This is a genomic window from Burkholderia aenigmatica, from assembly GCF_902499175.1.
Classification (GTDB): Bacteria; Pseudomonadota; Gammaproteobacteria; order Burkholderiales; family Burkholderiaceae; genus Burkholderia; species Burkholderia aenigmatica.
In genome coordinates this window covers 161124-173668 of record NZ_CABVQC010000009.1, presented here as the reverse complement: position 1 = coordinate 173668, position 12545 = coordinate 161124, and the positions used below count along the sequence as shown (strand labels likewise).

Below are 12545 nucleotides of genomic sequence, written 5' to 3'. Positions count from 1 at the left end.
CGGGTGCCGCGGCGGGCGGCGCCGGCGGCGTGGCGGGCGCCGACGGTGCGGCGGCCGGCCCGTCGAAGAGCGGCAGGTCCATCTGGCGATGATCGAGGGCCACGACGGCAGGCCGTGGCCGCGGACGCTGTTTCATCAGTTCGCTTCTTTTTGTCGTACGCAACGGCTGCAACCTGCGGGCGTCAGGCACGCGCGGCATCGCGCGCGCCGGCATTGTCCGCCTGGCGATACGAATCCGGATCGATCCGGCGCATTTCCGCTTCGATCCATGCTTCGACCTGCGAGTTCAATGCATCGGGCGTCAGCCCCTCGCTGGGGATCGGCTTGCCGATCGACACGGTGACGACGCCCGGGAATTTCGTGAACGAGTTGCGCGGCCACACGCGGCCTGCGTTGTGCGCGATCGGCACGACGGGGGCGCCGGTTTCGATCGCGAAGCGCGCGCCGCCCGTCTTGTACTTGCCCTGCTTGCCGACCGGCGTGCGCGTGCCTTCCGGAAACATGATCATCCACGCGCCTTCCGACAGGCGCTTCTTGCCCTGGCGGATCACCGAAACGAACGCGTTCTTGCCTTCCTTGCGGTTGATGTTGACCATGTGCAGCAGTCCGAGCGCCCAGCCGAAGAACGGCACGTACAGCAGCTCGCGCTTGAACACGTAGCAGAGCGGCCGCGGCATCAGCGCCGGAAACGCAAGCGTCTCCCATGCGGACTGGTGCTTCGACAGCAGCACGGCCGGGCCGTCGGGCAGGTTCTCGTACCCTTCGATCCGGTAGCGGATGCCGTTCAGCCAGCGCACGACCCACAGCGTCGACTTGCACCAGCCGGCCGCCATCCAGTAGCGCGCGTCGGGGCGCATGAACGGAAAGGCGATGAAGCACGCGGTGGCGTACGGCACCGTGTACAGGACGAAGTAGATCAGCAGCAGCAGGGAGCGGACGAAGCGCATCGGCGTAAGTCTGGCGTTAGGGAGGATGCGCGCGGCGGCTGCATCACTCGTGTTCGTGTGAAAGGAAATCGAGCGCGAACGCGCGCAAGTCGTCGTGAACCTTCGTGCCGGGCGGCAGGTTGCCGGCGGCGAGCGTCTTCTTGCCCTTGCCGGTGAGCACGAGGTGCGGCTGGAAGCCAACCGCGACACCGGCCTGCAGGTCGCGCAGCGAATCGCCGACGACCGGCGTGTGATCGGGATCGATCTCGAAGCGCTCGGCGATCATCTGCATCATGCCGGGTTTCGGCTTGCGGCAGTCGCAGTGATCCTCGGCCGTGTGCGGGCAGAAGAACACCGCGTCGATACGTGCGCCGACCGCGGCCGCCGCACGATGCATCTTCAGATGCATCGCGTTGAGCGTGGCCATGTCGAACAGCCCGCGACCGATGCCGGACTGGTTGGTCGCGACGACCACGCGATACCCCGCGTGGTTGAGCCGGGCGATCGCCTCGAGGGCGCCGGGCAGCGCGATCCATTCGTCGGGCGTCTTGACGAACGCATCCGAATCGACGTTGATCACGCCGTCCCGATCGAGGACGACGAGCTTTCGGTTGGGGCTGATCGGCATCGTGCGGCCCTTATGCGGCGAGCTTCGAGATGTCGGCGACGCAGTTCATCTGCTGGTGCAGCGCCGACAGCAGCGCGAGGCGGTTCGCGCGCAGCGCCGGATCTTCCGCGTTGACCATCACGTCGTTGAAGAACGTGTCGACCGGTGCGCGCAGCGCGGCGAGCGCCGACAGCGCGCCCGTGTACGCACGCGCCTCGAGCTGCGACTGCACGTGCGGCGTCACGGCCGCGAGCTGTTCGTGCAGCGCCTTCTCGGCGGCCTCGACGAGCAGCGTCGGCTGCACCGTGCCGTTCGCGCCGCCTTCCGACTTCTTCAGGATGTTCGAAATCCGCTTGTTCGCGGCCGCGAGCGCTTCGGCTTCCGCGAGGCGCGTGAATTCGCGCACCGCGTCGAGGCGCGCGACGAGATCGTCGACGCGCGTCGGGTTCAGGCTCAGCACCGCGTCGATTTCGCCGGCCGAATAGCCGCGCTCGCGCAGCAGGCCGCGCAGGCGATCCATGAAGAACGCGAAGATCGCATCGGTCGATTCGGCGACCCCGGCCACGCCTTCGAAGCGCGCGTGGGCCGTGCGCAGCAGCGACATGAGGTCGAGCGGCAGCTGCTTCTCGAGCAGCAGGCGCAGCACGCCGAGCGCATGGCGGCGCAGCGCGAACGGGTCCTTCTCGCCGGTCGGCGCGAGGCCGATGCCCCAGATGCCGACGATCGTCTCGAGCTTGTCGGCCAGCGCGACCGCGGTCGACACGGGCGTGGTCGGCAGTGCGTCGCCGGAGAAGCGCGGCTGGTAGTGCTCGGCGCAGGCGAGCGCGACGTCGTCGGCTTCGCCGTCGTGGCGCGCGTAGTACGTGCCCATCGTGCCCTGCAGCTCCGGGAACTCGCCGACCATGTCGGTCAGCAGGTCGGCCTTCGCGAGACGCGCGGCGCGCTTCGCGAGCGTGGCGTCGGCGCCGATCGCGGGTGCGATCTCGCCGGCCAGCGCTTCGAGGCGCTCGACGCGCGCGAGCGCCGAGCCGAGCTTGTTGTGATACACGACGTTCGCGAGTTGCGGCACGCGGTCGGCGAGCGGCTTCTTCTTGTCCTGCTCGAAGAAGAATTTCGCATCGGCGAGGCGCGGGCGCACGACGCGCTCGTTGCCTTCGATGATCTCGCCCGGCGTCTTCGTCTCGATGTTCGACACGATCAGGAAGCGCGAGCGCAGCTTGCCGGCGACGTCGGTCAGCGCGAAATACTTCTGGTTCGTCTGCATCGTGAGGATCAGGCATTCCTGCGGGACCTGCAGGAATTCGTCCTCGAAGCGGCACGGGTAGACGACCGGCCATTCGACCAGCGACGTCACTTCGTCGAGCAGCGACTCGGGCATCACGACGGTGTCGCCATTCGCGTGCTCGTTCAGTTGCGTGCGGATCGTTTCGCGGCGATCGGCGAAGTGCGCGATCACGCGGCCCTTGTCGCGCAGCGTGTCGGCGTACGCGCGCGCATGCTGGATCGCGACGAGGCCGTCGGACAGGAAGCGGTGGCCGAGCGTGGTATCGCCGGCGTCGACGCCGAATGCGGTGACGGGCACGATGCGATCGTCGTGCAGCACCGTCAGGCGATGCACCGGGCGCACGAACTTCACGTCGGAGCCGTCCGGGCGCTGGTAGGTCATCACCTTCGGGATCGGCAGCTTCTCGAGCGTTTCGTCGAGCGCGGCCTGCAGGCCGTCGGCGAGCGTCGCGCCGGCTGCCGAATAGTTGAGGAAGAACGCTTCGGCCTTACCGTCCTGGGCGCGCTCGAGATCGGCGATCGACAGGTTCGGGTGGCCGAGCGCCGCGAGCTTCTTCGCGAGCGGGGCGGTCGGCTTGCCTTCGGCGTCGAGCGCGACCGACACGGGCAGGACCTTTTCGCGGACCTGCTTTTCAGGGGCGACGGCGCGCACGTTCTGCACGACGACGGCGAGGCGGCGCGGCGTGGCGTAGCGTTCGAACACGAGTTCGCCTTCGACGAGGTCGCGTGCCGCGAGGCGTTGCGCGAGACCTTCGGCGAATGCGTCGCCGAGGCGCGCGAGGGCCTTCGGCGGCAGCTCTTCGGTCAGCAGTTCGACGAGCAGGGGGGCGGGATGATTGTGCGTCATGATTGGAGTGAATCTCGTCTCGTCAGTCCTGATCGATCTTGCGTTCGACCTTGAGCGGCGGCGCCCATGCCGGCTGGGCGGCATCCTGGGCGTCGGTGGTGAGGCCGGGCACGCCCGGCGGGTTGCCGAGCATCGGGAAGCCGAGCTTCTCGCGCGAGTCGTAGTAAGCCTGCGCGACGAGACGCGACAGCGCGCGGATGCGGCCGATGTACGCCGCGCGTTCGGTGACCGAGATCGCGCCGCGCGCGTCGAGCAGGTTGAACGTGTGGCCGGCCTTCAGCACGAGTTCGTACGCGGGCAGCGCGAGCTGCGCGTCGATCATCTTCTTCGCTTCCGCTTCGTAGCTGTTGAAGAACGTGAACAGCAGGTCGACGTTCGCGTGCTCGAAGTTGTAGGTCGACTGCTCGACCTCGTTCTGGTGGTAGACGTCGCCATACGACAGGCGGCGCAGCTCGGGGCCGTTCGGGCCTTGCTCTTCCCACTCCGTCCATACCAGGTCGTACACGTTCTCGACCTTCTGCAGATACATCGCGAGGCGTTCGAGACCGTAGGTGATCTCGCCGAGCACCGGCTTGCAGTCGAGGCCGCCGACCTGCTGGAAATACGTGAACTGCGTGACTTCCATCCCGTTCAGCCACACTTCCCAGCCGAGGCCCCACGCGCCGAGCGTCGGGTTTTCCCAGTCGTCCTCGACGAAGCGCACGTCGTTCTGCTGCAGGTCGAAGCCGAGTGCCTCGAGCGAGCCGAGGTACAGGTCGAGGATGTTTTCCGGCGCCGGCTTGAGCACGACCTGGTACTGGTAGTAGTGCTGCAGGCGGTTCGGGTTTTCGCCGTAGCGGCCGTCCTTCGGGCGGCGCGACGGCTGCACGTACGCGGCGCGCCACGGCTCGGGGCCGACCGCGCGCAGGAACGTGTGGACGTGCGACGTGCCTGCGCCGACTTCCATGTCGATGGGCTGGAGCAGGGCGCAACCCTGCTTGTCCCAGTAGGACTGCAGCGTCAGGATGATTTGCTGAAACGTAAGCATGAAGAGCCTTCGTGGCGCTGGCGCTCCGTTGCGGGCGGCGCTCCGGGCGGGGCCCGGAGGGTCGGCTCGCGCGGCGGCGCGGCTTGTTAGTGTGCTGAAACGCGTAATTTTACCGGATCGGCGGGCGGATGCGGCCGGAACGCGGGCGGGCGCACCGTCGGCCCCGTCCAGGCGGCCTGCGCGGGCGTACCCGGCGCGCGCCGGACGACCGCGCGCGGCCTGCGCGACGCGGGTGCTGCGCGGCTTCGAGCGGGCGTTAAGATGCGCGTATTGCGGTGCGCGCGACGCGTGCTGCGTCACTGCTTGCCGATCCCGATCGCATGGACGAACCGACCGACATCCTCATTCCGCTGCTTCCGCCCTTCCTCGCGCTGCTCGGGCAGGCCATCGATGCGCAGGCGCGCGGCGAGCGCGCCGCGCACGATCTGTGGCTCGCCGCCGCCGCGCACCTGCATGCGGTCGAGCCCGATGCGCTCGCGCAGCTCACCGGCGCGCTCATCGCGCGGCAGCGCACGGCCGACGCGGTCGCGCTCGCCGAATGCGCGGCGCGCATGCAGCCGGGTGCCACCGCGTATTTCAATCACGGCTACGCGCTGCAGATGGCGGGCCGTCACGCGGACGCCGTGGCGCCGTACCGCGCGGCGCTGGCGCTCGATGCCGAGCGGCCATCGCTGCGCAACAACCTCGCGATCGCGCTGCGGCTGTCGGGCAGCGACCGCGCCGAGGAGATCGCGCTGCTCGAAGCAGCCGTGCAGGCCGATCCGCGCGACGTGCAGGCGTGGATCAACCTCGTGGTCGCGCGGCTCGCGACGCACGACCTGGACGGCGCGCTCGCGTGCGGCGCGCGGCTCGTCGAGCTCGCGCCCGACAACGCGCTCGCGATGAACAACGTCGCGCTGGCGATGAAGGAAGCGCAGCGCTGGGACGACGCCGAGCGTTACGCGGTGCGCGCGTGCGAGTTGGCGCCCGACGACGCGTCGTACCGTTTCAACCTCGCGATCATCCAGCTCGTGCGCGGCAACTTCGCGGCCGGCTGGCGCGGCCACGAGGCGCGCTGGGACGGCGCGGGCGAGTTGCGCGGCCGTCGGCCGGCGCTGCCGGGCCCGCGCTGGCAGGGCGAGCCGCTCGCGGGCAAGACGCTGCTGGTGTGGGGCGAGCAGGGGCTCGGCGACGTGCTGCAGTTCTGCCGCTTCGTCGCGCCGCTCGCCGAGCGCGTGCATCGCGAGGGCGGCCGGCTCATCTGGAATACGTTCCCGCTGGTGGGCACGCTGATGCAGCGCAGCCTCGGCGCGCATGCGGATGCGTTCAGCGCGGGCGGTGGCGTCGACGTGCTGCCCGCGTTCGATTACGAAGTACCGCTGATCGGCCTGCCGCTGATGCTCGGCATGGAAGCGTCGACGCTCGCGTCGTCGGTGCCGTACCTGCGGGCCGATCCGTCCGCGCGCGACGCGTGGTACGCGCGGCTGGCGGGCGACCGCCGGCTGAAGGTCGGGCTCGTGTGGACGGGCAGCGCGGGGCACCAGCGCAATCCGTACCGGCGCGTCGGGCTCGAACGCTATGCCGACGCGTTCCACGGGATCGACGGTGTCGCGTTTTATTCGCTGCAGCCGGGGGCGGGCGCGGATGTCGCGGCGGCGCGCGCGGCCGGCTTCGCGATCGAGGATCTCACGGCGGAACTGACGAGCTTCGACGACACGGCCGCGTTCATCGGCGCGCTGGATCTCGTGATCACCGTCTGCACGTCGGTCGCGCACCTGTCGGGCGCGCTCGGCGCGCGCACCTGGGTGCTGCTCGACGTGAATCCGCACTGGCCGTGGCTGCTCGAACGCAAGGACAGCCCGTGGTATCCGACCGCGACGCTGTACCGGCAACCGGCGTTCGGCGCGTGGGCGCCGGTGATGGAGGCGGTGAGCCGCGACCTGCGGCGTCTGGCCGCGCAGCCGGTTCAATCGGCAGAGTCGGCAGAGTCGGCGGAGTCGGCCCGGCAGGGCTGAGCGGCCGGCCGGTTCGCGGCCACGGACCGCTGTTGCACGTTGCATTGGCGGCGGCCGCCACGCATTGCGCAGCGGCCGCCCGTTGCGTCACTTCGGCTGGCTGTCGCCGTTCTTCCGGCCGTTGCGCCGGCGCAGCCCGGGGCCGAACGTGAAGCCGAACGCGAGCAGCACGAGCGACACCGCGAGCACGATGTTGTTGCCGCTCGTCACGTAAGGCGTGAAGCCGCTCGTGCCTTCGATCCGCACGTCGAGCGAACCGATCGTGAACGGCTTCAGCTGGCCGAGCACGCGGCCGTGCGCGTCGATCGCGGCGGTCATCCCCGTATTGGTCGAGCGCAGCATCGGCCGGCCCGTCTCGAGCGAGCGCATCCGCGCGATCTGCAGGTGCTGGTCGAGCGCGATCGTGTCGCCGAACCACGCGAGGTTCGTCACGTTGACGAGCACGCCCGGCGGCTGCGGGTTGTCGCGGATCGTCGCGGCGATTTCCTCGCCGAACAAGTCCTCGTAGCAGATGTCGGCCATCACGGGCTGGTTGTGTACCAGGAACGGCTTCTGCACGGGCGCGCCGCGCGCGAAGTCGCCGAGCGGCATCTTCATCAGGTCGACGAACCACCGGAAGCCCCACGGGATGAATTCGCCGAAGGGCACGAGGTGGTGCTTGTCGTAGTGATAGATGTCGCGCGAATTCGGCGTCACGCCGTACAGGCTGTTCGTATAGTCGACGTAGTGGCCGTCCTCGGTCACCGACGCGCCGACCGCGCCGAACAGCACGGCCGAGCCCGTCGTGTCGCTGAACTTGCGGATCGCGACCGCGAACGGCTCGGGCAGCTCCTGGATCATCACCGCGATCGCGGTTTCGGGCGTGACGATCAGGTCGGCGGGCTTCTCGATGATCATCTGCGTGTACATCTTGATCGCTGCGTCGATGCCCGCTTCCTCGAACTTGATGTCCTGCTTCACGTTGCCCTGCAGCAGCCGCACGGTGAGCGGCGCGTTCGCGGGCACGGTCCACGTGACCTGCGACAGGCCGAGACCGGCCGCGATCAGCGCGAGCGCGATGCCGGCCGGCGCGGCGATGCGTATGCGCGCATTGCCGGCGCGGGGTTCGGCGAGCGGCGATGGCCGGGCGGCGGCGAGCGCCTGCACGACGAGCGCGGCGAACAGCGCGAGCACCCACGCGATCCCGTACACGCCGGCGACCGGCGCGAAGCCCGCGAACGGGCCGTCGACCTGCGGATAGCCGCTGGCGAGCCACGGGAAGCCGGTGAGGACGGTGCCGCGCAGCCATTCGCCGAGTGCCCAGGCGCTCGCGAACGCGAATGCGCCATGCCAGGTCGGCGAGAACGGCCGCGGGTCGCGCGTGCGGCGATGCCACGCATGGCCCGCGCAGAACGACCACAGCCCGGCGGAGAACGCCGGGTACAGCGACAGGTACAGCGAGAACAGCACGAGCGCGCCGCCCGCGAGCGGCGCGGCCATCTCGCCGTACACGTGCATGCTGATGTAGAGCCACCAGATGCCGGTGATGAAGTTGCCGAAGCCGAACGCGCCGCCGGTGAGCGCGGCGCTGCGCCAGCTCGCGGTGCGCATGAGCTGCGCGAAAAACCAGACGAATACGACGAGTTGCAGCCAGCCGCCATGCGGCGTCGGTGCGAAGCTGAGCGTATTGGCCGCGCCGGCGAGCAGCGCGGCCGGGTAGTGCCAGCGCGGCAGCGCGCGGCCGGGTGTCGGCGCGAGCAGGCCGCCAGCCGGGCGGGACAGGATCGGATCGTCCATGTGAAGCGAAAGTGGGCGAGCGGTTGTGGAACGCGCGGCTGGCGCGCGACGGTCAGTCCTCGTGCGAGGTTTCGGCGCGACGGCTGGCGAGCGGGTTGCGGCGTACCAGCAGTACGTGAACCTGGCGCGCATCGCCGCGCTGAATCTCGAACACGAGGTTGCCGAGCTGCAGCTTCTCGCCGCGATGCGGGACGCGGCCGAAATGATGCGTGATCAGCCCGCCGATCGTGTCGACTTCGTCGTCGGGGAAATCGGTGCCGAACGTCTCGTTGAACTGTTCGATCTCGGTGAGCGCGCGCACGCGGTAGCGGCCATCGGGCCCCGAGATGATGTTGCCGGCTTCCTCGTCGAAGTCGTATTCGTCCTCGATGTCGCCGACGATCTGCTCGAGCACGTCCTCGATCGTGATCAGGCCCGCGACGCCGCCGTATTCGTCGACGACGATCGCGAGGTGGTTGCGGTTCACGCGGAAGTCGTGCAGCAGCACGTTCAGGCGCTTCGATTCGGGAATGAACACGGCCGGGCGCAGCATCCCGCGCACGTCGAATTCCTCTTCGGCATAGAAACGCAGCAGATCCTTCGCGAGCAGCACGCCAATGACGTTGTCGCGGTTCTCCTCGTACACGGGGTAGCGCGAGTGCGCCTTCTCGAGGACGAACGGGATGAAATCTTCGGGCTTGTCCGCGATGTTGATCGCGTCCATCTGGGCGCGCGGCACCATGATGTCGCGCGCGCACAGGTCGGACACCTGGAACACGCCTTCGATCATCGACAGCGAATCGGCGTCGATCAGGTTGCGTTCGTGGGCGTCCTGGAGGATTTCCAGCAACTCGCCGCGGGATTCGGGCTCGGGCGAGATGAAGTCGGTCAGGCGCTCGAGGAGCGAGCGCTTTTCTTGCGGTTTGTCGGTTGACTTACGACTGGGATACGAATCGTTCATGGTGGTGCGCCCGGGTCATGCCGGAGCGCGCTGTCACGGAGTAGGCAAGGATACACCAAGGGCACGACGCGACCGTGTCACACCGGCCGCATGGCCAGGGTGGGCAGCGCGCGCGGGCCCCGCTCGGGAACGGTCGCGCCGGGCGCGACATCGTCCTCGGTTCCATCCTATCTCAGAAAAGGGCGGCGGGGCAGCGGCGGCAAAAAACGGGTGCGGAAGGGGCCGGGAACCGTGACGCGGGAAAGCGGCCGGCCGAGGCGGCCAGCGGCGGCATTCTGCCGCACGGGGGCTTGGCCGCCGGGGCGTGGATCAGAACCGCATGCCGGCCGAGCAGCCGCCGGCGGCCGCACCGTTGGTCGCGGCGCCGCCGCAGCCAAGGATTCCGCAGCCGAACAGCGCGATGCTCGCGGCGACGAGCAGCGCGGCGACCTTGCAGCGCGACCAGCGTGACGGTTTCATCGTTTATGCCCGCGTTTGAATCCGCACCCGCCGCGGCAGCGCGTGGCGGCGAGCCGGGCGTCGTGCCACGTCACCGGCATCGCGCGAGCAGCCCTTCAAGTGCGCGATCGGGGATGCCGCTCGCGCGCAGCGCGTCGACCGTGCGGCTCACGTAGTCGAGCGTCGTGCCGTAGCGGCCGGCCGCGCAGTCGAACACTTCCTTTACGATGGGGTCGGACAGCTTGCCCGTATAGGTCGGCGCGTCGCGGCGCATCACGAATGCGAGCGCGTTCACGCGTTCGCCGTTCTCGAGCGAGCACGGCAGCCATGCGGGCCGGTACGAACCCATCGGCATCTCGCGCTTCCACAACGTTTCGAGGTGCGGCTGCGCGGTCGGGCCGGCGAGCCGGAACGCGATGCCCGAGCACGAGCCGCCGCGATCGAGCGCGAGCACGAGGCCCGGGCGTTCGGGCGTGCCGCGGTTCACGCGCGACCACAGGTAGAGCCCGCGATGATAGCCGTGCACCTTGCCGCGCACGGCGGCGATGGTCGGCAACCCGGGGTTCCAGATCAGCGAGCCATAGCCGAACAGCCAGAGATCCTGCTGACCGTCCCAGTCGCGCATCGTGTGCGCGAGCGAGGCCGCGAGCTCGTCTTCCGTCAGCAGGCGCCCGTCGCCGATCGACGGCGGGTAGGCGGGCGGGAGCGTCGCGGCGTTGCGCATCGTGCGGACGGCTTACTGGTACGGGTTCGGGAAGCCCAGCTTGGCGAGGATGTCGACTTCGAGCGCTTCCATTTCGGCCGCGTCCTCGTCGCTCGTCTCGTGGTCGTAGCCTTGCGCGTGCAGCGCGCCGTGCACCAGCAGGTGCGCGTAATGGGCCGTGAGCGACTTGCCCTGGTCGTGCGCTTCCTTCTCGACGACCGGGCAGCACAGCACGAGGTCGCCGATCACGGTGCCGTCGGGCGCCGCGTCGTACGCGAAGGTCAGCACGTTGGTCGGGTAGTCCTTGTGGCGGTAACCGGCGTTCAGCGTGCGGCCTTCTTCTTCGCCGACGAAGCGCACGGTGAGCTGCGCGCTGGCGAACAGCGCCGGCTCGATCCATTCGGCGATCAGCTTGCGCTTGGGGCAAGTCTTGCGCACGTCGCTCGTGATCTCGTCGCCGTACTGCACGGACAGGTCGAGCTCCGGCTCGCGCAGCGCGTCTTCGGTGTCGTCTTCGCGCGGCGCGGGCTCGGCACCGACGTGCAGCGTCACGCTGTCGTAGTGCTCGGGCTGCAGCGCGAGCTTCGCGCGCATCGCCGGATCGTTGTGCTGCGCGACGATCGCAACGGCGGCTTCTCCCGAACTGCCCGACAGGTCGAACATCAGGCTGCGGCCATCCGGGAAGTCGATTCGCAGCCCTTGCGCGTTGACGGTCCGGGCCTTGCCCTTCGCATCGAACAGCGACAGGCGGGGGGAGGCGGGCGCGGCGGACTGGGCGCGCCCGGACTTGCGGGAACGGGAGGATTTCATGACGCGTGCGGCGATTAGGACGCGTTGAGGATACACCAAACGGCCGATCGCACCCGAATTCGCGCAGGCGAAAAAAAGCCCGGCGCGCCGTCTGGCGGGCCGGGCTGTCAGACCAAGCGGCGCGCAGGCGCCGCCGGCCGGTCAGCCGTCCTGGTGCTGCGCGTGGAACTCGTCGTACGCCTCGACGATGCGCGCGACGAGCGGATGGCGCACGACGTCCGCGCTCGTGAAGCGCGTGAGCGCGATGCCGCGCACGCCGCTGAGCACCTGCTGTGCCTCGACGAGGCCGCTCTTGTGGCCGCGCGGCAGGTCGACCTGGCTCGTGTCGCCGGTCACGACCGCCTTCGAGCCGAAGCCGATCCGCGTGAGGAACATCTTCATCTGTTCGGGCGTCGTGTTCTGCGCCTCGTCGAGGATGATGAACGCGTGGTTCAGCGTGCGGCCGCGCATGTACGCGAGCGGTGCGATCTCGATCATCTGGCGCTCGAACATCTTCGCCGTCTTGTCGAAGCCGAGCAGGTCGTACAGCGCGTCGTACAGCGGACGCAGGTACGGGTCGACCTTCTGCGCGAGATCGCCCGGCAGGAAGCCGAGCCGCTCGCCGGCCTCGACGGCCGGGCGTGTCAGCACGATCCGCTTGACCTGGTCGCGCTCGAGCGCGTCGACCGCGCACGCGACCGCGAGGTAGGTCTTGCCGGTGCCGGCAGGCCCGACGCCGAGCGTCACGTCGTGCGACAGGATCTGCTTCAGGTATTCGCGCTGCGCCGGCGTGCGGCCGCGCAGGTCGGCGCGCCGCGTGTAGAGCTTCGGTGCAGGCTCCTCGTCCGGCTCGCTGGCGTCGAGCTGTACGATGGGGTCGTCGAACGGATGGTCGGGGTCGCCGCGGAAGCGCACGTCGAGCGTGTCCTGGCGCCCGTTGCCGGACGTGTGGCGCACTTCGACCAGCGCGAGCTGGATGTCGTCGACCGACAGCGCATCGCGCGCGCGGTTGTAGAAGTTCTCGAGCGCGGCGAGCGCGAGCTTGGCGCCGCGACCGCGGATCGCGATCCGGTGGCCGCGTCGCGACAGCGTGACGTCGAGCGCCTGTTCGATCTGCCGCAGGTTCTCGTCGAGCGGGCCGCAGAGGTTGGCGAGGCGCGCGTTGTCGTCGCGCGGCGCGACGAATTCCAGTGCTTGGGTCGGCTTCAAAGTGG

11 protein-coding genes and 1 pseudogene are annotated in these 12545 nt (G+C 69.2%); 1 reads left to right on the top strand and 11 read right to left on the bottom strand.

Annotated features, from left to right (window positions below):
* The 5 genes and pseudogenes from BDO18943_RS09510 to glyQ form a co-directional block, all read right to left on the bottom strand.
* A pseudogene (locus BDO18943_RS09510) lies at positions 1-136 on the bottom strand (metal-dependent hydrolase); the annotation flags it as partial.
* Between the two features lie 46 nt (positions 137-182).
* Positions 183-947 (bottom strand): lysophospholipid acyltransferase family protein, encoded by a 765-nt coding sequence (locus tag BDO18943_RS09505; protein WP_043190642.1) that lies wholly within the window; start codon positions 945-947, stop codon positions 183-185.
* A 43-nt stretch (positions 948-990) separates the two neighbouring features.
* The gene (gene gmhB / locus BDO18943_RS09500) at positions 991-1554 is read right to left on the bottom strand and encodes a D-glycero-beta-D-manno-heptose 1,7-bisphosphate 7-phosphatase (RefSeq protein WP_175022073.1); all 564 of its coding nucleotides are present in this window, start codon (positions 1552-1554) and stop codon (positions 991-993) included.
* Positions 1555-1564: 10 nt separating this feature from the next.
* Entirely contained in the window at positions 1565-3664 is a 2100-nt protein-coding gene (glyS, locus tag BDO18943_RS09495; protein WP_175022072.1) for a glycine--tRNA ligase subunit beta, read from the bottom strand.
* A 22-nt stretch (positions 3665-3686) separates the two neighbouring features.
* Positions 3687-4691 (bottom strand): glycine--tRNA ligase subunit alpha, encoded by a 1005-nt coding sequence (glyQ, locus tag BDO18943_RS09490; protein WP_011885965.1) that lies wholly within the window; start codon positions 4689-4691, stop codon positions 3687-3689.
* Between the two features lie 320 nt (positions 4692-5011).
* Here glyQ and BDO18943_RS09485 point away from each other — a divergent pair, with 320 nt between their 5' ends.
* Positions 5012-6685: a tetratricopeptide repeat protein gene (locus BDO18943_RS09485; protein WP_175022071.1), complete on the top strand. Its 1674-nt coding sequence runs from the start codon at positions 5012-5014 to the stop codon at positions 6683-6685.
* Positions 6686-6772: 87 nt separating this feature from the next.
* Here the strand turns inward: BDO18943_RS09485 and lnt are convergent, their stop codons facing one another.
* From lnt to BDO18943_RS09455, 6 genes are all read right to left on the bottom strand, one after another.
* Positions 6773-8461, bottom strand: a complete 1689-nt coding sequence (gene lnt / locus BDO18943_RS09480) for an apolipoprotein N-acyltransferase (RefSeq protein ID WP_175022070.1) — start codon at positions 8459-8461, stop codon at positions 6773-6775.
* Between the two features lie 52 nt (positions 8462-8513).
* On the bottom strand, positions 8514-9401 hold the full coding sequence (locus BDO18943_RS09475) for an HlyC/CorC family transporter (RefSeq protein WP_043190655.1): 888 nt from the start codon (positions 9399-9401) through the stop codon (positions 8514-8516).
* A gap of 309 nt (positions 9402-9710) precedes the next feature.
* Positions 9711-9860, bottom strand: coding sequence for a hypothetical protein (locus BDO18943_RS09470; RefSeq protein ID WP_175022069.1), 150 nt, complete (start codon positions 9858-9860; stop codon positions 9711-9713).
* A gap of 70 nt (positions 9861-9930) precedes the next feature.
* Positions 9931-10563 carry a gamma-glutamylcyclotransferase gene (locus tag BDO18943_RS09465; protein ID WP_175022068.1) on the bottom strand — a complete coding sequence of 211 codons (633 nt, stop codon included), beginning with the start codon at positions 10561-10563 and terminating at the stop codon, positions 9931-9933.
* A 12-nt stretch (positions 10564-10575) separates the two neighbouring features.
* Positions 10576-11352 carry an rRNA maturation RNase YbeY gene (gene ybeY / locus BDO18943_RS09460; protein WP_043190659.1) on the bottom strand — a complete coding sequence of 259 codons (777 nt, stop codon included), beginning with the start codon at positions 11350-11352 and terminating at the stop codon, positions 10576-10578.
* Between the two features lie 141 nt (positions 11353-11493).
* Complete coding sequence (locus BDO18943_RS09455; protein WP_043190661.1) at positions 11494-12540, bottom strand: PhoH family protein; 1047 nt, start codon at positions 12538-12540, stop codon at positions 11494-11496.
* Positions 12541-12545: the final 5 nt, after the last annotated feature.